19 protein-coding genes are annotated in these 19,380 nt (G+C 71.9%); 11 read left to right on the top strand and 8 right to left on the bottom strand.

Annotated features, from left to right (window positions below):
- Window positions 1–4: 4 nt before the first annotated feature.
- Together AB5J55_RS08305 and AB5J55_RS08310 are read left to right on the top strand one after the other, a co-directional pair.
- Window positions 5–1,033: an L-idonate 5-dehydrogenase gene (locus tag AB5J55_RS08305; protein WP_369270021.1), complete on the top strand. Its 1,029-nt coding sequence runs from the start codon at window positions 5–7 to the stop codon at window positions 1,031–1,033.
- A gap of 180 nt (window positions 1,034–1,213) precedes the next feature.
- Window positions 1,214–2,464: a hypothetical protein gene (locus AB5J55_RS08310; RefSeq protein ID WP_369270022.1), complete on the top strand. Its 1,251-nt coding sequence runs from the start codon at window positions 1,214–1,216 to the stop codon at window positions 2,462–2,464.
- Here AB5J55_RS08310 and AB5J55_RS08315 read toward each other — a convergent pair.
- The 4 genes from AB5J55_RS08315 to AB5J55_RS08330 form a co-directional block, all read right to left on the bottom strand.
- Window positions 2,447–3,070: a cytochrome b/b6 domain-containing protein gene (locus AB5J55_RS08315; protein WP_369270023.1), complete on the bottom strand. Its 624-nt coding sequence runs from the start codon at window positions 3,068–3,070 to the stop codon at window positions 2,447–2,449. The genes AB5J55_RS08310 and AB5J55_RS08315 overlap by 18 nt on opposite strands.
- On the bottom strand, window positions 3,054–3,743 hold the full coding sequence (locus tag AB5J55_RS08320; RefSeq protein ID WP_369276129.1) for a molybdopterin-dependent oxidoreductase: 690 nt from the start codon (window positions 3,741–3,743) through the stop codon (window positions 3,054–3,056). The genes AB5J55_RS08315 and AB5J55_RS08320 overlap by 17 nt, the downstream gene beginning before the upstream one ends.
- A gap of 174 nt (window positions 3,744–3,917) precedes the next feature.
- Window positions 3,918–5,471, bottom strand: coding sequence for an APC family permease (locus AB5J55_RS08325; RefSeq protein ID WP_369270024.1), 1,554 nt, complete (start codon window positions 5,469–5,471; stop codon window positions 3,918–3,920).
- Between the two features lie 36 nt (window positions 5,472–5,507).
- Window positions 5,508–6,458: a hypothetical protein gene (locus tag AB5J55_RS08330; protein WP_369270025.1), complete on the bottom strand. Its 951-nt coding sequence runs from the start codon at window positions 6,456–6,458 to the stop codon at window positions 5,508–5,510.
- 319 nt (window positions 6,459–6,777) lie between these two features.
- On the opposite strand from AB5J55_RS08330, the gene AB5J55_RS08335 reads away from it, so the two are divergent.
- From AB5J55_RS08335 to AB5J55_RS08350, 4 genes are all read left to right on the top strand, one after another.
- The gene (locus tag AB5J55_RS08335; protein WP_369270026.1) at window positions 6,778–7,677 is read left to right on the top strand and encodes a DMT family transporter; all 900 of its coding nucleotides are present in this window, start codon (window positions 6,778–6,780) and stop codon (window positions 7,675–7,677) included.
- Between the two features lie 33 nt (window positions 7,678–7,710).
- Complete coding sequence (locus AB5J55_RS08340) at window positions 7,711–8,229, top strand: NUDIX hydrolase (protein ID WP_369270027.1); 519 nt, start codon at window positions 7,711–7,713, stop codon at window positions 8,227–8,229.
- Between the two features lie 615 nt (window positions 8,230–8,844).
- Window positions 8,845–9,237: a YidH family protein gene (locus AB5J55_RS08345; RefSeq protein WP_369270028.1), complete on the top strand. Its 393-nt coding sequence runs from the start codon at window positions 8,845–8,847 to the stop codon at window positions 9,235–9,237.
- Window positions 9,234–9,563 carry a DUF202 domain-containing protein gene (locus AB5J55_RS08350; RefSeq protein WP_369270029.1) on the top strand — a complete coding sequence of 110 codons (330 nt, stop codon included), beginning with the start codon at window positions 9,234–9,236 and terminating at the stop codon, window positions 9,561–9,563. Before AB5J55_RS08345 ends, AB5J55_RS08350 begins: the two co-directional genes overlap by 4 nt.
- A gap of 24 nt (window positions 9,564–9,587) precedes the next feature.
- Here the strand turns inward: AB5J55_RS08350 and AB5J55_RS08355 are convergent, their stop codons facing one another.
- The gene (locus tag AB5J55_RS08355) at window positions 9,588–10,568 is read right to left on the bottom strand and encodes an NADP-dependent oxidoreductase (RefSeq protein ID WP_369270030.1); all 981 of its coding nucleotides are present in this window, start codon (window positions 10,566–10,568) and stop codon (window positions 9,588–9,590) included.
- 113 nt (window positions 10,569–10,681) lie between these two features.
- On the opposite strand from AB5J55_RS08355, the gene AB5J55_RS08360 reads away from it, so the two are divergent.
- The 3 genes from AB5J55_RS08360 (at window position 10,682) to AB5J55_RS08370 (ending at window position 13,433) form a co-directional block, all read left to right on the top strand.
- Window positions 10,682–10,978 carry a hypothetical protein gene (locus tag AB5J55_RS08360; protein ID WP_369270031.1) on the top strand — a complete coding sequence of 99 codons (297 nt, stop codon included), beginning with the start codon at window positions 10,682–10,684 and terminating at the stop codon, window positions 10,976–10,978.
- A 200-nt stretch (window positions 10,979–11,178) separates the two neighbouring features.
- Window positions 11,179–12,213: a phosphotransferase family protein gene (locus tag AB5J55_RS08365; RefSeq protein WP_369270032.1), complete on the top strand. Its 1,035-nt coding sequence runs from the start codon at window positions 11,179–11,181 to the stop codon at window positions 12,211–12,213.
- Between the two features lie 5 nt (window positions 12,214–12,218).
- Complete coding sequence (locus AB5J55_RS08370; protein ID WP_369270033.1) at window positions 12,219–13,433, top strand: acyl-CoA dehydrogenase; 1,215 nt, start codon at window positions 12,219–12,221, stop codon at window positions 13,431–13,433.
- Window positions 13,434–13,485: 52 nt separating this feature from the next.
- Here the strand turns inward: AB5J55_RS08370 and AB5J55_RS08375 are convergent, their stop codons facing one another.
- The 3 genes from AB5J55_RS08375 to AB5J55_RS08385 are packed head-to-tail and all read right to left on the bottom strand — an operon-like array spanning window position 13,486 to window position 16,554.
- Window positions 13,486–14,079 carry a TetR/AcrR family transcriptional regulator gene (locus tag AB5J55_RS08375; RefSeq protein ID WP_369270034.1) on the bottom strand — a complete coding sequence of 198 codons (594 nt, stop codon included), beginning with the start codon at window positions 14,077–14,079 and terminating at the stop codon, window positions 13,486–13,488.
- A gap of 40 nt (window positions 14,080–14,119) precedes the next feature.
- On the bottom strand, window positions 14,120–15,784 hold the full coding sequence (locus AB5J55_RS08380) for a class I adenylate-forming enzyme family protein (protein WP_369270035.1): 1,665 nt from the start codon (window positions 15,782–15,784) through the stop codon (window positions 14,120–14,122).
- The gene (locus tag AB5J55_RS08385; RefSeq protein ID WP_369270036.1) at window positions 15,781–16,554 is read right to left on the bottom strand and encodes an SDR family oxidoreductase; all 774 of its coding nucleotides are present in this window, start codon (window positions 16,552–16,554) and stop codon (window positions 15,781–15,783) included. The genes AB5J55_RS08380 and AB5J55_RS08385 overlap by 4 nt, the downstream gene beginning before the upstream one ends.
- A 162-nt stretch (window positions 16,555–16,716) precedes the next feature.
- Between AB5J55_RS08385 and AB5J55_RS08390 the strand changes: the two genes are divergently transcribed.
- Together AB5J55_RS08390 and AB5J55_RS08395 are read left to right on the top strand one after the other, a co-directional pair.
- Window positions 16,717–17,952 carry an exo-beta-N-acetylmuramidase NamZ domain-containing protein gene (locus tag AB5J55_RS08390; protein WP_369270037.1) on the top strand — a complete coding sequence of 412 codons (1,236 nt, stop codon included), beginning with the start codon at window positions 16,717–16,719 and terminating at the stop codon, window positions 17,950–17,952.
- 108 nt (window positions 17,953–18,060) lie between these two features.
- On the top strand, window positions 18,061–19,377 hold the full coding sequence (locus AB5J55_RS08395) for a serine-threonine protein kinase (protein ID WP_369270038.1): 1,317 nt from the start codon (window positions 18,061–18,063) through the stop codon (window positions 19,375–19,377).
- Window positions 19,378–19,380: the final 3 nt, after the last annotated feature.

The following is a 19,380-nucleotide window of genomic DNA, read 5'->3' on the forward strand; positions in this document are numbered from 1 at the left end:
GGGGATGCTCGGTTGCGTGATCCACGGTCCGGGCGATCTGCGGGTCGAGGAGCTGCCGGTGCCGGCCCCCGGGCCCGGGCAGGCGCTGGTGGCCGTGCGCTACGGCGGGGTCTGCGGCTCCGACCTGCACTACTGGCTCCACGGCGGGGTCGGGGACTTCCGGTTGAGGGAGCCGATGGTGCTCGGGCACGAGGTGGTCGGGACGGTCGTGTCGTACGGCTCCCCGGGCGACTCGGGCCCGGCTGCCGGTACGGCCGTCGCGGTGCACCCGGCCACGCCCTGCGGGGTCTGCCCCGAGTGCGTGGACGGGCGGCGCAACGTCTGCCGGGACACCCGCTACCTGGGCAGCGCGGCGCGCTTTCCGCATGTCCAGGGCGGGTTCGCCGCTCAAGTCGTCGTACCGGTCGACCAGTTGAGGCCGCTCCCGGCCGGCCTCGGTCTGCGGCGGGCGACGCTCGCCGAGCCGCTGTCCGTCGCGCTGCACGCGGTGCGGCGGGCCGGCGACCTGGCCGGGAGGCATGTCCTCGTGACCGGTGCCGGGCCCATCGGCTGTCTGGTGGTCGCGGCGGCGAAGGCGGCCGGGGCGGGGCGGGTCACGGTGACGGACCTGCTGCCGACGGCACTTGAGTACGCGCGGATCGCCGGCGCCCAAACCCTCGTACGGGCGGATGATCCGGACGATGCCGGCCGGCCCTCCGAGGTGGACGTGGCGATCGAGGCCTCGGGGGTGGCCGCGGGGCTGGACACCTGTCTGCGGCTGGTGCGGCGCGGTGGCGTCGTGGTGCAGCTGGGGATGCTGCCGGCTGGGCGCAGTCCGTTCGCGGGGAACCTCGTCGTGAGCCGGGAGATCGAGCTTCGGGGCGCGTTCCGCTTCGACACGGAGTTCGACGGGGCGCTGGAACTGCTCGCGGCCGAGGCCTCGTTCGACGGGCTGGTCAGCGCGGTGGTGCCGGTGCGGGAGGCCGAGGCGGCGTTCACGCTCGCGGCGGACCGGAGCAGTTCGTGCAAGGTTCTGTTGGACTTCGAAGGCTGAGCGACCTGGGTGTCCGACGGTCCCGCGCGGCTTCCGTTTCCCGGGATAACGGCTCGCGGGTACCTGAACTCGCCCTGACGATCACATGAAGCGACTTCCCCGAGAGTGTTCTGGGCCCGATGATGAGGTGACCTCCGGAGGCTGCCGCTGCCGTCGGGGGCGTGAACATCGGGGGGTGTCATGGCGGTTTCCCTCGGGATGCGTATCTCGGGGCTGCTCGTGGTCGGGGCGGTGGCGGTGGCCGCCGCGGCCTTCACGACTGACGGGGGCGGCACTGCGGACGGCAGGGGCGGCGAGGGCACCATCGTGACCGCCGGGCCGTCCGAGCGCGGCGGTGGGCCGACGGAACCGGCGGATCGCTCCGCTCCGGTGGCACAGCAGTCGCCCAACGGCCGGGCGGGCGAGAACGCGTCCGGGCCGACCGCTGTCCCCAGCGGGTTGCCGGGCGGGATCGTGGGCGCGAGTCCCAGCCCTTCGCCGACCCCGTCCCCGAGCGGCAGGGGCACCGTGGTCCTCCAAGCGCCGCCCTGGCTCCCGCCCGGCCCGACTTCGCCCGACTCCGACGGCACACCGGATCCGGCGAGCGTCTACGACCTGCTCCGCGCACCGGAGCGCTGCGAGTCCGCCCTCGGGAAGATCCCGCAGGGGGCGACGGAGGCGGAGTGGCAGCTGCTGCGCGGGCTGTCCGCGGCCTGTCTGGCCGTACAGGGCCGGGGCGGTGACTGGGACGCGGCGGCCGGGGCCCATGCCGAACTCGCCGGGCGCGTCGACACCTGCAAGGGACGCGCCGCGTACGCCGTGCTGGGCGGACTGCTGGACTTCCACCGGCGGCACCCGGGCGGCACCGTGCGGCTCGCGGCCACACCGGGCGGCACACCGGCGTGCGGCTACCGGATCGCGGGCGTCGACACGGGCGGCGACGGCGAGGCACGGCCCGGCGACACGATCGGCATCGAACTGACCGGCACCTACTTCGACCATGCCGAGCTGCTGCGGGACGCGAGCGTGAGCATCGGCGGGCCGGCGGTACCGGGTCTGCCCGTACTGAAGTCCGAGTCGGGTGACCGTGTGGTGCTGTCCGTTGCCGTACCGGCCCTGGAGCCGGGCCCGGTCGAGGTCGCCGTCCGGCACGCGGGCACCGAGGTCCGGCTGCCGGCCGCCTTCACGGTCACCGGCCCGGACACGGTGGAGGAGCCGGGCACGGGGCCGACCGATGAACCGGGGGCGTCGGCCGGAACGGCGGTGTCGGATCTCGGCGGATGGGTGTCCCCGCTCGGCGCGGAGGTGCCGGATCTCGGCGGATCGCTGTCATCGCCCGGCTCGGAAGTGCCCGCCGGTGGCGGATCGGCGGCGCGCCCCAGCCCAGCGACCCCGACCCTCGCGGAGCCCTTCAGCCAGTCCCCGTACCGCCCGTCATGGCCGCCACCGTGAATGCTCCCGCTCCGCCCACTCCCGGCTGACCGAGCCCGTCCGCATGCCCCGGCGGGCCTCCGGGTCGCCCAGGGCCATGCCGATGTGGCCGGCGAGGACGATGCCGATGGTGAGGGCCAGCCAGTCGTGGACGAAGGTCGCGCCGGTGCGCCACTCGAGGGGAGTGAGGTGGGTGAACCACATGATGAGGCCCGTGCCGACCATCACCAGCGTCGCGCCGGCGATCCACGCGGCGTAGATCTTCTGCCCGGCGTTGAACTTGCCCGCCGGACGGGACGCGGGCCGCTTGTCGCGGTGCAGGGCGGCGCGCAGCCAGACGCGGTCGTGCGGGCCGAAGCGGTTGAGGAAGCCGAGGTCGGCACGGAAGCAGCGGGAGGCGAGGCCGGCGAGGACCGGCACGGGCAGGGCGAGGCCGGCCCACTCGTGGACACGGACCACCAGCTCGCGGCGGCCGACGAGTTCGGCGAGCTGCGGGATGTACAGACAGGCCGCCGTCACCACGCACACGCCCATCAGCGCGGCCGTCGTGCGGTGCACCCAGCGGGTCGCCGGGCCGAAGCGCCGCACGCCCGTGGACCGGATGGGGGCGTCAAGTCGTAGGCTCATCGTCGCGTCCGTTCGAACGGCCGACCCAGGCGTCGACGTCGTAGCCCCGTTCCTCCCAGTAGCCCGGTTTCACGTCCTCGGTGACGGTGATGCCGGAGAGCCACTTGGCGGACTTGTAGAAGTACATGGGCGCCACGTAGAGGCGGACCGGGCCGCCGTGGGCGTGGTTCAGGTCCTTGTCCTGCATGCGCAGGGCCACCATGACGTCGGCGCGGCGGGCCTGGTCGAGGGTGAGGCTCTCGCTGTAGGCGCCGTCGAAGCAGGTGAAGCGCACCGCGCCGGCCCCCTTGCGCACTCCCGCGGCGTCGAGGAGCCGGGACAGGCGCACGCCCTCGAAGGGGGTGTCGGGAACCCGCCAGCCGGTGACGCACTGGACGTCGCGCACGAGCCGGGTCTGCGGGAGGGCGCGCAGGTCGGCCAGGGTGTAGGTCCTGGGGCGGTCGACCAGGCCGTCGACGGTGAGGCGGTAGGTGGTGGCGTTCTTGCGGGGGACGGAAGAGGTCACCGAGTAGTAGCGGAAGCCGCCGCCGTTGGGCAGCAGGTCGGTCAGGCCGGTGGGGTCCTTGTCGGACGCACTCGCGAGGAAGGACTCCATCCCGCGCTGCAGCACGGGCGCGGTGACCACGCCGAGGGCGCCCAGACCGAGGGTGCCGAGCAGGACGCGGCGGCCGATCGGCTTGCCCTCGGGCCCGCCCTGCTCCTCGTCCTGTTCTCCGCCCTCGTGCTCGGGCTGTTCGCGGTTCACGTACTCATTCGAACACCCGCGACCCCGGCCGGACCAGGGATCGCGGGTGCTCGTCAGAGTTCCGTAATCACTTCTTACGCGGCTCCTGGGCACAGCCTGCCGCTACGGCGTCTCCGCCGCCGCCTTGTCCAACTGGAACGCCTCGTTGCCGAGCCCGATGCGGGCGTGCCGCTCGGGCGCGCGGGAGCGCAGGAGCAGGCCCTGGAGCACGCCCACCACCAGCGCGAGGACGATGACGGCGGGCAACGCCCAGTTCAGGGCCGAGTCCGGGCCCGCGCCGATCAGGACGTCGAAGTCCTTGACGGTGTAGACGACGATGAACAGCAGCCCGACGACCGAGAGCCCGGAGGCGGCCAGCCGCCAGAACTGGGCGGCGACGGCCCCGCGGCGCACGAAGAAGGCGATGACGGAGACCGACGCGGCGGCCATCAGCGCGGCGACGCCCAGCGCGCCGAGGTTGCCCATCCAGGTGAACAGGTGCAGCACCGGGGCGGTCGGGTCGCCGGTCGGCTTGTCGTCGGTAAGCGCGAAGGCGGCGACGACCACGAGGGAGATCACGGTCTGCAGCACCGAACCCGTGCCGGGGGCGCCGCTCGCGCCGCTGGTACGGCCGAAGGCGGACGGCAGCAGGCCCTCGCGGCCCATGGCGAAGGCGTAGCGGGCGACGACGTTGTGGAAGCTGAGCATCGCCGCGAACATGCCGGTCACGAAGAGCACGTGCAGGACGTCGGTGAAGCCGGCGCCGAGGAGGTCCTCGGTGAGAAAGAACAGCAGGCCGGCGCTCTGCTCCCCGGCGGTGCCGACGATGGCGGAGGGTCCCGCGGCGACAGTGTACGCCCAGCAGCTGATCGTGTAGAAGACGGCGATGCCGCCGATGGCGAGGAACATCACGCGGGGCACGAGGACGTGCGGGCGGCTGGTCTCCTCGGCGTAGACGGGCGCCTGCTCGAAGCCGAGGAAGGCGGCGACGCAGAAGCACAGTGCGGTGCCGATACCGGCGCCGGTGAGAGTGTCCGGGTTGAAGGCGTGCAGCGACAGGCCCTCCTTGGCGGGATCGGCGATCGCGGCGACGTCGAAGATGACCACGAGGACGACCTCGATGATCAGCAGGACGCCGAGCACGCGCGCGTTGAGGTCGATCTTCAGCCAGCCGAGCCCGCCGACCAGGAGGACGGCCGCCAGCGCCGGTATCCACCAGGCGACCTCCGTGTCGAGGTAGGTGGCGAACAGCCCGGAGACCTCGAAGCCGAAGATGCCGTAGATGCCGACCTGCAGGGCGTTGTAGGCGACGAGCGCGACCATCGCGGCGCCTGCTCCTGCGGTGCCGCCGAGGCCGCGGGAGATGTAGGCGTAGAAGGCGCCGGCGTTGTGGACGTGCCGGCTCATCTCGGCGTATCCGACGCTGAAGAGCGCGAGGACGAGGCCGAGGATCACGAAGAGCAGCGGCTGCCCGACGACACCCATCACCCCGAAGGTCGTGGGCATGACACCCGCGACCACCATGAGGGGTGCCGTCGCGGCGAGCACGGACAGCAGCAGGCCCGTCGTACCCAGCCGGTCGGCGCGCAGGGCCCGGTCCTGTCCCTTGAACGTACTGATCCCGCCGGTGCCGGTGCCGGCGGGGGCGCTGCTCGTGCTGGAACTGCCCGTGGTCATCGGGGACCGTCCTTGGGTCGACTGCGGTTGGGGGCGTTACGCCGTGCCGAGCGCGGTGTCGCGTGCGGCGCGGAAGGCGGGATACGGCTCGCGGTCCGGGTACGACCACGGCGACGCGGTGGCGTGCTCGCCGATGCGGTGGAACAGGGCGGCGGCCTCGGCGCCGCGGCCCTCGCAGACCTTGGCGTGGGCGAGGTAGTTCAGGTCGATCAGACGGCGCGGGTGGCCCTCCTGCTCCCACTCCAGCCACCAGTCGAAGGCGGCCCGCATCACCTGCCGGGCCCGGCGGCCGGCCCAGTGCCCGGAGGTGGCGGCGTCGGGCTGCTCGCGCCCCGCCCCCGCGAGGACGCGGTAGCGCTCGGCATGGGCGATGACCGGGAGGACGGCGAGCGGGGAGTCGGCGGGGGCCCGCTCGGCGGCCGCGTTGGCGAAGTCGTAGACCTCGTGCAGCGGGTCGGGACCGGCGCCGGTGTGGCGTTCGGCGAGCCGGGCGACCATCAGGTGGTGGGCGTGGTGGTGGTCGGCGTACCGGGCGCCGACCTCGGCGAACAGGCGCCGCACCGCCTCCTCGGCGCCCAGCGCGCTCTCCAGCATGAGCAGGCCGAGCCAGGGCGTGGGGTCGGCGGGCGCGAGCGTGGCGGCGGCATGGCAGGACTCACGGGCGCGGACGGGCTTCTCCTTGCCGCGCAGGGCGCGCTGGACCTGGGCGAGGGCGAGCAGAACGGCGGCGTCGGCGGAGTCGGGCTCGGCGAGCAGCCAGTCGCGGGTCCAGGGCACGCAGTACGGCTCCTGGGCGAGGACGGTGACGCGGTGCCCTCGGCGGTCCCAGTCGTCGCCGGTCCGGGCGAGCAGTGAGCGGGCCGTCTGCCATCTGCCCTGGGCGAGCGCGGTGCGGGCGGCAGCGAGCTCGGCGTCGTCCAGGGCCGCGTCGAAGGTGTGGGATGCGCGCTTGCGGCCGCGGCCGAGGGGTGGCGGGGGTGGGGACACCGGTTCTGGGTTCTGTCGGGGAAAAATGTGGCCTGTCATCGAGCGATCACGCACAGCAAACCCGCAGCCAATGGTTCGCGTCAAGGGCCGCCGAGGCGTTACACGCGTCAACTGGTGTTACTGGTGGTGCAGTTGATGCATTCAATACCCATGCACCTTGCCTTAAATGTCGGAATTGTTCAGAGTGTGTGGCGTACGTCATGGCGTAACCCGGGCAGGCATCGCACGATGGCAGGACGCGCATGCCGGGCCTGGGGCCGCTACAGTCGGCCCCTACGCACCCCGTCCCCCACCCGGCAGGATGAACGAGGTACGCAGCGTGTCGCTTCAGATCCTGATACTCGCCGTGAGCGCCGCATGCTGCCTGGGCTTCGGCTTCGTACTGCAGCAGAACGCGGCCCAGAAGGCGCCACTGAAGGATTTCCTCTCCCCCCGGATCCTCCTCGACCTGATGAAGGTGCCCCGCTGGCTGGGCGGCATCGGGCTGATGGTGGTCGGCATGGCGCTCGGCGCGATGGCGCTGGGTCAGGGTGAGATCTCCCTCGTGGAACCGCTGCTGGCGACGAACCTGCTCTTCGCGCTCGCGCTCTCCCGCCGCCAGACCAAGCAGCCGCTGGGCCGCCAGGGCTGGACGGGACTCGCACTGCTCGCGGGCGGCGTGACGGCCTTCATCGTCGCCGGACAGCCACACGGCGGGACGGCGCCCAGTGGTGACTTCAGGCAGTGGCTGATCATCGGCGTCATGGTGGGGGCGGCCCTGCTGCTCACGGCGTACGCCAAGCGCTCGCGGCTCAGCGCGGGCCCCGCGCTGCTGGCCACGGCGGCCGGTCTGCTGTACGGCGTGCAGGACGCCCTCACACGCGTGACCGGGCAGCGGTTCGCCGAGGGCGGCATGGCGGAGATCCTGACCAGCTGGCAGCCGTACGCCGTCGTGGCGCTCGGCATCACCGGGCTGATCCTCGTCCAGAGCGCGTTCGAGACGGCGTCCCTGCGCATGTCCCTGCCGGCCCTGACCGCGGCACAGCCGCTGGCCGGCATCCTCTGCGGCGTCGGCTTCCTCGGCGACCGGCTCCGCGCCGACGCGGGCGCGCTGGCCTGGGAGGCGGCGGGGCTCGCCGGGATCGTGGTGGGCATCATCATGCTCGGCACGCATTCGGCGATGCCGAGCGGCGTGAAGCAGCCGCGGCAGGTTGCTGTGGCGGCGGTTCCGGCGCGCTGACCGTGCGGGCGGCCGTCCTGGTTGGATGGCCCCATGAGCGCTGCTGACGAGGTTCTCGACATCGTCGACGAGCACGACCGGGTCGTCGGACGGTCCCGACGCGGCGAGGCCTACGCCAAGGGGCTGCGCCACCGGTGCGTCTTCATCGAGACCCGGGACTCGCAGGGCCGCCTCTTCGTACATCGCCGCACGCCCACAAAGCTGGTCTTTCCCTCGCGGTACGACATGTTCGTCGGCGGAGTCGTCGGCGCGGGCGAGTCCTACGACGACGCCGCCCTGCGCGAAGCCGAGGAGGAACTCGGCGTGAACGGGCTCCCCCGCCCCACCTACCTCTTCAAGTTCCTCTACGACGACGGCGCCGGGCAGACCTGGTGGTCAGCGGTGTACGAGGTGCGCTGCGAGCTGCCGGTGAGCCCGCAGGTGGAGGAGGTCGACTGGCACGACTTCCTGCCGGAGTCCGAGGTCGAGCGGCGGCTGGCGGAGTGGGCGTGGGTGCCGGACGGGCTGGCGGCGTACGAGCGGCTCAGGGCCCACCGGGCGGCCGCCGGCTGATCCGCCCGGGGACGGCCCGCGAGCGCGTCGGCGAAAGCCCGCTCCTGGTCGGCGTGATGTCCAGGCCGGCCGGCACGGTGCGGGGGCTGTACCGCCCGTCACAGAGCGCCGGCGGGCTGCTTGGCCCGGCCGCGGTTCCGCTGAGCGGGCCGCGGCCCCGCACCGCCCACGTGGGTCCGTCCCCGTACTGGTGGTCCAGGAGCTGCGCCGCCACGTCGGGCGCCGTGTCCTCGTTCCACGCCCGCCGCCCTGAGCGCACCGGATGTCCGAGCCACCGCCTCCGCCCCGGGCGCGTCCGCGTCGCCGAAGGCCGGCAGCAGCAGGAGCATCCGCAGTCCTGGATCCACGACACCCGCCGCGCCGGCCGGGGCGGACCCGGCCACGGCGACCAGCTCGGGCCAGGACAGCCCCGGCCCGCTGTGACGACCGTCGAGCGAGGCCAGGTAGGCGTGCCGGTCCCGGTCGGGGTGGGGGATCAGGTAGTCGCGTGCCGGCGTCGTCCGGGATGTCCGGGCATCGACTACCCGGCCAGTGACGTGGGAACTTCCATGGGCCGAACCGTAGCGGGTGGCACGGACAGCGCCCCCTGACCGCCGCCCGGATAGGGTCGTGCATGTGATCGAGTTCGTACGGAACGTCCGGCTGTGGTTTGCGCCGCAGGAAGTTCGGCAGGAGGGCGGGACGCCCGACTACCGGTTCTCGCTGGCCAACGAGCGCACCTTTCTGGCCTGGCTGCGTACCGCGCTCGCGCTCGTCGGCGGTGGCTTCGCGGTGGACCAGTTTCTGCCGGATCTGCGCTGGGGCTGGCGCGTCGGGCTGGCGCTCGCGTTGCTCGCGGCCGGCGTGCTGTGCTCGTTGCGTGCGGTCAATCACTGGGTGCGCTGCGAGCGGGCGATGCGGCGGGGCGAGGACCTGCCGGTGTCGCGGTTCCCGGCGGTGCTGAGCCTGGTGGTCGCGGTCGTGGCCATCGCGATGGTCGTCGTCGTGCTCGTGGGGTGGGAGGGGTGAGCCCCGGGGCGGTCGCGGAGCCCCTCAGGGATCCGGGGCTGCAGCCCGAGCGGACGCGCCTCGCGTGGCGCCGTACGACACTGTCCGGCACCGTGGCCGCCGTACTCGCCGTGAAGACCGCACTGCACGGCGGCGTCTCGGTGGTCGGCCTCGTCGTCTGCGCCCTGTGCATCGGGCTGTGGCTGGCCTTTCTGGCGCTCGCCCACCGCCGTATCAGCGTCCTCGCCTCGTCCGCCGAACCGGCGGCCCTCGCGCCCCGGCATGCCACGGCCACGGTCCTGTTCACCGTGGCCCTGGCCCTCTGCGGCGCCGCCCTGGTGCTCTGAGACCCGCTCTCGGCTACGACCCGATCACTGCGGCCCCTGCCACAGCCCCTCCGGCGCCACCGGCTCCTCCTCCGTCTCCCAGGCCACCGTGACCACGATCTTGCCCCGGGTACGGCCCTCCTGGTTGAGCCGGTGCGCGTCCGCCGCCCGCTCCAGCGGGAACGTCTGCGAGACGTGCACGGACACCACGCCCTCCTCCGCCAGCTCGGACAGCCGCAGCAGGTCCGCCGCGTCGGGGCGGACGAAGTAGTAGCGGCCTCCGTAGTCGAAGACGTCCGGGTCGGCGATCGACACCAGGCGGCCCTCGGGAGCCAGCAGGTTGGCCGAGGCCTTCAGCGCGTCACCGCCGACCGTGTCGAACGCCGCGTCCACCCCCTCGGGCGCCAGCCCCCGCACCCGCTCGGTCAGGCCGTCGCCGTACTCGACCGGCTCACCGCCGAGACCGCGTACGAAGTCGTGGTTGTGCGCGCTCGCCGTACCGATCACCCGGGCACCCAGATGGCGGGCTAGCTGGACGGCGATCGAGCCCACACCGCCGGCCGCCGCGTGCACGAGGACCGTCTCGTCGCGCTTGACCTGGAGGACCTTGGTCAGCACCTGGAGCGCCGTCAGCCCCACCAGCGGCAGACCGGCCGCCTCCTCCCAGGTGAGGTTGCGGGGCTTGCGCGCGAGGGTGCGGACGGGCGCGGCGACGTACTCGGCGAAGGTGCCGCGCGAGAGGACGTCCTCACGTACGTAGCCGATGACCTCGTCACCGACGCCGAACTCCGTGACGGACACACCCGGCTGGACGACGACTCCGGAGACGTCCCAGCCGGGGACGACCGGGAAGACCGGCTCGAGCATCCGGTCCATGTAGCCCTCGCGGCACTTCCAGTCGACCGGGTTGACCGCTGCCGCCCGCACCTTCACCAGCACGGAGTCGGGGCCGACGCGCGGATCGCGCACATCCCCGTATGCGAGCTCGTCGGCCCCGCCGTAGCGTGTGTAGCTGATGCCCTTCATGGGTTCGACCCTCCGGGGTGGGAGGGCGCCACGCAAGCCCGAATAACCCGATATGCGCCGTTCGCGTGGCAGCCTGTCCGACGTCACAAACCGCACCTTCGAAGGTGAGCACCATGACCACCATGCACGTGGAACATCCCTCCCACACGCACACCCACGGTCCGGACTGCGGGCACACCGCGGTGCCGCACGGCGACCACACCGACTACGCGCACGACGGTCACCTGCACCGCGAGCACAGCGGCCACTGGGACGAGTGCGAGACGGACGGGCACGTCGCGCACGAGGGCCACACCCATCAGCACGGCGGCGACTGCGGACACGAGAGCGTCCTGCACGGCGACCACGTCGACTACCTGCACGACGGCCACCGGCACGCCGCCCACGCAGGCCACTGGGACGACCACTGAGCCCACGGGAGCCCGCGGGCGGCTTGGTCCGACCCGCCCCGTACTGGCCGAGAACGCACTCCCGACAGCTCCCCGACGCACCGCGCGGGGAGCTGTCGGCCTATCGTGGCCCCGATCACGTTCGGCTCCCCCACTGGACGACATACCGACTGGTCGGCATCATGAGTCAGGTCTCGTTAACCTGCCTTTAGGAGCCCCGTATGAGCCCCGACCATCCGCCCGGACTCGATCTCGAACGGCTGCGCGGCCTGCTCGAGCGCGAGCGGCCCGGTCTGGCGCACGGTCCGCTGACCGGCCGGCTGATCGAGGGCGGACGGTCCAACCTCACGTACATGGTCTCCGACGGCACCTCGCAGTGGGTCGTACGACGGCCCCCGCTCGGCCACGTCCTCGCCACCGCGCACGACATGAAGCGCGAGCACCGGGTCATCAGCGCGCTGCACCCGACGGACGTGCCGGTGCCGCGGCCGGTGCTGCTGTGCGAGGACGAGGAGGTGCTCGGATCGCCGTTCTACGTCATGGAGTTCGTCGAGGGCACCCCGTACCGCACCGCCGACCAGCTCGCCCCGCTCGGCGCGGAGCGCACCCGGGGCGCGGTGCTGTCGCTGGTGGACACCCTCGTCGAACTGCACGCGGTGGACCCCGCGTCGGTGGGTCTTGAGGACTTCGGCCGGCCCGAGGGCTTCCTGGACCGGCAACTGCGCCGCTGGGGCAAGCAGTTGGACGCCTCCCGCAACCGTGAGCTGGCCGGCATCGACGAGCTGCACGCGACGCTCGGCCGCCAACTGCCGACCTCTCCCGCGGCGACGGTGGTCCACGGCGACTACCGGCTGGACAACGTCCTCATCGGCGACGACGACAAGATCAAGGCGATCCTCGACTGGGAGATGTCGACGCTCGGCGACCCGCTCACCGACCTGGGCCTGCTGGTGATGTACAGCATGCCGCTGGGCATGGCGGACTCCCCGGTCTCCACGACCGCCGAGGCGCCCGGCCATCCGGCGCCGGCCGAACTGATCGAGCGGTACGCCGCGCGCTCGGGACGCGACGTCTCCGCGGTCTCCTGGTACACGGCGTTCGCCTGGTTCAAGCTCGCCGTGATCCTCGAGGGCATCCACTACCGCTACACGCTGGGCCAGACGGTCGGCCGCGGCTTCGACCGCATCGGCGCACTGGTCCCGGTCTTCATCGAGCACGGCCTGAGCACTCTTCAAGACGGAATCCAGGAGGGCTGACGGACATGGACTTCGCGTTCGACGCGCGCACCGAGGAACTGCGCGCCAAGCTCCTCGCCTTCATGGACGAGTACGTCTATCCCGCCGAGGCGGTGGCCGAGGAGCAGCGGGCCGAGCTGGCGTCCCCGTGGGACACGCCGGCCGTGGTGGAGGAGCTCAAGGCCGAGGCGCGCAGGCAGGGCCTGTGGAACCTCTTCCTGCCGGACCAGGAGTACGGGGCCGGGCTCACCAACCTCCAGTACGCCCCGCTCGCCGAAATCACCGGTCGCTCCCCGCACCTGGCACCGACGGCCACGAACTGCGCGGCGCCCGACACCGGGAACATGGAGGTGCTGTCCCAGTTCGGCGACGAGCAGCAGAAGAAGCAGTGGCTGGAGCCGCTGCTGGCCGGTGAGATCCGCTCGGCGTTCGCGATGACCGAGCCGGACGTGGCCTCCTCGGACGCCACGAACATCACCACGCACATCGAGCGGGACGGCGACGAGTACGTCATCACCGGCCGCAAGTGGTACATCTCCGGGGCGATGAACCCGGACTGCAGGATCCTCATCGTGATGGGCAAGACGGACCCGGAGGGCGAGGACATCCGCCGTCAGCAGTCCATGGTCCTGGTCCCCCGCGACACCCCGGGCGTCACGATCAAGCGCGCCATGCAGGTCTTCGGCTACGAGGACCACTCCCACGGCGGCCACGCCGAGGTGGTCTTCGACCACGCGCGCGTGCCGGTGTCCAACCTCATCGGCGAGGAGGGCGGCGGCTTCGCCATCGCCCAGGCGCGGCTCGGTCCGGGCCGTATCCACCACTGCATGCGGCTGATCGGCATGGCCGAGCGGGCGATCGAGCTGATGTGCCGCCGGGCGGTGTCCCGGAACGCCTTCGGCAAGGCGCTGGCCCAGCAGGGCGTGGTCCACAACTGGATCGCCGACGCGCGGGTGACGGTCGAGCAGCTCCGTCTCCTGGTCCTGAAGACGGCCTGGCTGATGGACACCGTCGGCAACAAGGGTGCCCACACGGAGATCCAGTCCATCAAGATCGCCACTCCGCGTGCGGTCGTCGACATCCTCGACCGGGCGATCCAGTTGCACGGTGCGGGGGGTGTCAGCCAGGACTTCCCGCTCGCGGAGCTGTACGCCGGCGCGCGGACCCTGATGATCGCCGACGGGCCGGACGAGGTGCATCAGCGGTCGCTGGCGCGGCGGGAGTTGAAGAAGTACCTGTAACGGGACGTATGCGAGGGGCGGCCGCGAGAGCGACCGCCCCTTACCCGTGGCCTCAGGGACGCAGGGCGCGCAGCAGCAGGTCCGCCAAGTGGTCCGCGACCTCCTGGGGGCTCATCGTGCCGTCGGGGCGGTACCACGTCGACAGGTGGTGGACGGAGCCGAAGTGGTAGTCCACTACGAGGTCCGCCGGGGTCGCCGTGGAGAAGACGCCCGTCTCCTGGCCCTCCTCGACGAGCGCACGGAAGCGCTCGTGGTAGCGCCGCCGCTCGGCGCGCACCTGCTTGTTCTTCTCCGGGCTGAGATGGTGCATCGACCGGAAGAAGATCATCGCGTCGTCGAGGTTCTCGATGGTCGTCACCACGACGTCCGCCGCCGCCCCCCGCAGCCGCTTCTCGATGGGCTCGTCGGCCCCCGCGAAGGCGTCCAGCCGCTCCTGCTGAACGCGCAGCACGCGCGCGTACACCTCGTGCAGGAGGTCGTCCTTGGAGCCGAAGTAGTGGTAAAGCGCCCCCTTGGTGACGCCGGCCGCCTCGACGATCTCCTGCACGGAGGTGCGGTCGTAGCCGCGCTCCGCGAAGAGCCGGGTGGCGGCGGCGAGCAGCCGCTGCGGGACGGGCGTACCGTCACCGTCCGTCGTCCTGGCCACTGTGCCGCCACCTGCCCTTCCGAGATTTTCCTGCTTGCGTCTAGCCGTCGTTCGCCCGGGAACGAAGTTCCCGACGGAGGATCTTCCCACTTGCCGTCTTGGGCAAGTCGGGCAGGATCTCCACCTGCCGCGGATATTTGTAGGCGGCCAGTCTCTCCTTGCAGTAGGCGGCGAGTGTGTCGGGGTCCGTTTCCGCACCCGGACGGAGGCTGATGTACGCCTTGACGGTCTCCCCGCGGTACCCGTCGGGCACCCCCACGACGGCCGCCTCGCGCACCGCCGGGTGCGTGTAGAGCACGTCCTCGACCTCGCGCGGCCAGACCTTGAAGCCCGACGCGTTGATCATGTCCTTCTTGCGGTCGACGACGTACAGCCAGCCCTCGGCGTCCATGAAGCCGATGTCGCCGGTGCGCAGTTCGCCGTCGGGGAAGGTCTCGGCGGTGGCGTCGGGGCGCCGCCAGTAGCCGGGCACGACCTGCGGCCCGCGCACCACGATCTCGCCCTGCTCGCCGAACGGCACCTCCTCGCCCCGGTCGTCGACGATCCGTACGACCGTCTCCGGGCCCGGCAGCCCCACGGCCAGCGTCCCCGAGGCCGGGTCGACGGGGGCCTCCAGGCCGGGCGGCACCGACGCGCAGGGGGCGGTGCACTCGGTGAGGCCGTACCCGTTGCGGATGTACGGCCCGAAGCCGGCCCGGAACTTCTCGACCAGGGCGGGCGGCACGGGGGCGCCGCCCGAAGAGATGTTCACGAAGGAGGAGAAGTGCTCCGGGGTGACGGCCGGGTGGGCGGCCAGCGCCATGAAGGCCGTCGACGGGCCGACCGTGTAGTGCGGCCGGTGCTCGGCGAACGCGTCCAGCACGACGCCCGCGTCGAAGCGGTACGTGAGCACCAGCGTGCCCGCGCTGTTGAGGCATGCGCCGAGCTGGCACACCATCCCGGTGATGTGGAACAGCGGCGCCAGCGCGTAGTACACGGGCGCGTCCGGCAGACCGAGCCCCGTCCGCTGCCGTTCGGCGTTGTACATGACGTTGCCGTGCGTGTTGGTCGCGCCCTTGGGGGTGCCGCTCGTACCCGAGGTGTAGCTGATCAGCGCGATGTCGGACGGGCCGAGGTCACGCCCCTGCGGCGCCTTGTGGCCGGCGCGGGCGACGGTCGTCAGGTCGTCGGCGTCCTCGGCCCCCGGCAGCCGCTCGAAGGTCAGCACGCGCGCGTCGCCCCGCGTCTGGAAGTCCAGCTCACAGCCGGTGAGCACGATCCGCACCGGCGAGTCGGCCGCCGTCTCGCGCAGATACGACTCCCAGGCCCGGTCCGAGCAGATCAGCGCGGCCACTTCCCCGTCCCGCAGGACATGGCCGACCTCCCCCGACTTGTACATGGGGTTGACCGGCACGACGACCGCCCCCGCCTTCCAGGCGCCGAGCAGGGCGATCACGAAGTGCGGGGAGTTCTGCAGCAGGATCGCCACCCGGTCGCCGCGCTCCAGGCCACGGGCGGCGAGGTGCCCGGCGACGGAGTCGCTGAGCTCGTCGACCTCGCGGTAGGTCAGGCGGCCGTCGAAGTAGGCGAGGAAGACACGCTCCGGGGTCTCGGCGACGGCCCGGCGCAGGGCGTGCACGAGCGAGTCGGCCGGTGCTATCGGGGCGCGCTGGACGTCGGTGAGCAGGGCCACCCAGGGCTTGGCCGCGTACGGGGATTCGGTCACCGGGCTTCCTCCCACTTCTGCTGGAGGTGGTTCATGTTGGTCAGCCAGCGGTCCGGCTCGGCGGCGCGCGTCTGGTAGTACCCGGCGACCTCGGGGTGCGGCAGGATCAGGAAACGGTCCTCCGCCATGCCCTTGAACAGGGCGTCCGCCACGTCCTCCGGCGCGATGGCGGTGGGCTTGAGCACCAGGTCACCCGCGCTGCCGGTGGCGTCCAGCATGTCGGTGCGCACGCCCTGCGGGCAGATGGCGTGCACCTTGACGCCGCGGTGGCGGTACGTCAGCGACAGGTACTCGGCGAAGGCGTAGGCGCCGTGCTTGGTGACGGCGTAGGGCGCGGCGCCGATCATGGTGAGCAGTCCGGCGGCGGAGACGGTGGAGACGAAGCGTCCGCTGCCGCGCTCCAGCCAGGCCGGGAGAAGTTCGTTGGCGGCACGCACGTGTGCCATCACGTTGACGTCCCAGGACGTGGACCAAGCCTTTTCGTCGAGCGGCTGTCCGGGGTCGTCCCCCCCGAACGCGACACCGGCGTTGGCGCAGTAGACGTCGACCGTGCCACCGAGCGCGTCCCGGGCGTCGGCCACGACGGCGGACGCGTCACCGGCGACCGCGATGCCGCCGATCTCGTCGGCGACTGCCTTGGCCTTCCCGGCGTCCAGATCGTTGACGACGACACGAGCCCCCTCGGCGGCGAAGCGCCGGGCCAGCGCAGCCCCGATGCCACCCCCAGCCCCGGTCACGACGACTCCGGCACTCTGAACGGCTTCCACCATCGGTCTCCTTCGACTGCGGCTCTGCTACGACGCCAGACTAACCGGTCGGTATGTCACACGGAAGGGCGACTGCGGCACCCTCAGGGGCGCGGGGTACGGCGCGAGCAACCCCAGACAACCCGCACCTTCCACACAAGCCGCGGGAGCAATACCGTGCCCCCCATGCGCCTATCCAGACGAGCTCTCCTCGCAGCGACAACGGCAGCAATCTCCCTCCCCACAGCCACCGCATCCCATGCAGCCGAGCGCCGCCGCAGACAGACCGGCTTCGAGCGGCTCGCAGCCGACGGTTACTCGGTCCTCGAAGGCCAGAAGGTCGGAATCGTCACCAACCCCACCGGCGTAACCCGCGACGTCCGCCACATCGTAGACGTCATGCACGCCGACGAAAGGGTGAACCTGACGGCCGTCTTCGGCCCCGAACACGGCTTTCGCGGCACCGCGCAGGCAGGCGGCTCCGAGGGCCGCTACGACGACCCGGCGACCGGTCTGCCGGTCTACGACACGTACCTGAAGAGCGGCCGGCCCCTCGCCGACATCTTCACCGCGTCCGGCGTGGACACGGTGGTCTTCGACATCCAGGACGCGGGCGCCCGCTTCTACACCTACATCTGGACGCTCTACGACTGCATGGAGGCGGCTCAGCTGGCCGGCAAGCGCTTCGTCGTGCTGGACCGGCCGAACCCGGTGACCGGACGAGCGGCCCAGGGCCCCGTCCTCCACGAGGAGTTCGCCACCTTCGTCGGCCGCAAGCCCATCTCCCAGGCGCACGGCATGACGGTCGCCGAGCTGGCTCGGCTGTTCAACGGGGAGTTCCTCACCGCCCCGGTGCCACTGGAGACCGTACGGATGACCGGCTGGAAGCGGTCCGAGTTCTACGACGCCTGGGACCTGCCGTGGGTGCCGCCGAGCCCGAACATGCCGACGCCGGACACCGCCCTCGTCTACTCGGGCACCTGTCTCTTCGAGGGCACGAACCTCTCGGAGGGGCGCGGCACCACCCGCCCCTTCGAACTGCTGGGCGCGGAAGGCATCGACGGACGCTGGGCGGCGGCCGCGAACGAACTCCGCCTCCCCGGGGTGCGCTTCCGAGAGGCCTACTTCGCGCCGACGTTCTCCAAGTTCCAGGGCAAGACCATCGGCGGCGTACAGATCCACGTCGACGACCGCGCCGCATACGACCCCGTCCGCACCGGCATCGCCCTGCTGGTGACCGCCAAGAGGTCGTGGAGCGGCTTCAGTTGGCGTGCGGACAACTGGATCGACAAGCTCACCGGCTCCACCCAGGTCCGCACGATGATCGACGCGGGCGCGAGCGCCGACGAGGTGGTGGCGGGCTGGCAGGGGGAGCTGGCGGCGTTCCGGCGGGTGCGGCGGGAGTACCTCCTGTACAAGTGAGTGCCCCGCAACCGGGTTACACGGATGGGTGACGACGTATGGCCAATCCCGCCCGGTAGCAGGACGATGCGCCCGTATCGCACCACTTCGGGGGACGAGGGGCCCGTCATGGCGGAACCGGCAGTGAGCGTGACTCCTTACTGGGAGCTGACCTTCGACGCGGACGGCGATCCGGACTCCCGGACGCGGGACCGGCTGCTCGCCGGGGTGGGACGGCACAACGTCCGTGATCTGATCGTCTTCGCGCACGGCTGGAACAACGACCGCTCGGTGGCGACCCGGCTCTACGACCGCTTCTTCGCGCCGATCCCGCAGCTCGCCCCGGCGGCGAAGATCGGGTACGTGGGCGTGGTCTGGCCGTCGATGAGGTTCTCGGACGAGCCGATCCCGGACTTCCCGCGTGCGGTGGCGGCCGAGCTTCCGCGGCGGCCTGTGCTGGACAAGGACACCCGGCACGCGTTGCTGGAGACCTTTCCCGGCCGGGCGACCGTGATCGATCAGATCGCGCGGCTGTTGGACCAGCAGCCGCGCGAGGAGGCCGAGTTGCGGGAGTTCGGGCGGCTGGTGCGGATGCTGGTGGACGTCGTTCCGCCGGGGCCGCAGGCGCTGTTCGCGGCGGACACGCTGGCGGAGGGCGTGCCGCAGAACGCGCCGGACATGCTCTCGGGGTCGGTGGCGGCGGTGTGCGAGGAGTTCGCGCAGGCGCTGGCGCATCTCGAAGCGCCGGACGGTGCGGCCTCGTTCTCGCTGCCGAACCCCTGGGAGGGCGCGCACGAACTGTTGCGGCAGGCCACGTACTACGCCATGAAGCGGCGGGCCGGGACGGTGGGTGAGCGCGGGCTCGGCCGGGTGGTGGGGCAGCTGGCCGCACGGGCTCCGCAGGCGCGCGTGCATCTGGTCGGGCACAGCTTCGGAGCGCGGCTGGTGTCGTTCGCGCTGCGCGGGCTGCCGAAGGGCGTGCGCACGGTGAAGTCGGTCACCCTGCTCCAGGGCGCCTTCTCGCACTACGCGTTCGCGTCCCGGCTGCCGCACGACGCGCGCGCCGGTGGGGTGTTGGAGGGCCAGCACAACCGTATCGACGGACCGCTGGTGTGCTGCCACTCGCGGCACGACTCGGCCCTGTCGACGATGTATCCGCTGGCCTCCCGCATGGCGGGGGACGCGCGTGGGGTCGCCGCTGTCGACGTCGGCCGGGCGCTGGGCGCCAAGTGGGGTGCGATGGGGCACGGCGGGGTGCAGGCGGTGCCGGGGACACGGTCGTTCAAGCTGGCCGACGCGCTGAAGGCGAACCTGCCTGCCTCGGGGTGCGTGAACATCGACGCGGCGGCGGTCGTCAGGCGCGGGGGGCCGCCGGCGGGGGCGCACAGCGACATCGTGCACCGGGAGCTGGCGCAGGTGGTGCTGGCGGCGGGCCGCATCAAGTGACCC

The sequence above is a fragment of the Streptomyces sp. R11 genome (assembly GCF_041051905.1).
Taxonomy (GTDB): domain Bacteria; phylum Actinomycetota; class Actinomycetes; order Streptomycetales; family Streptomycetaceae; genus Streptomyces.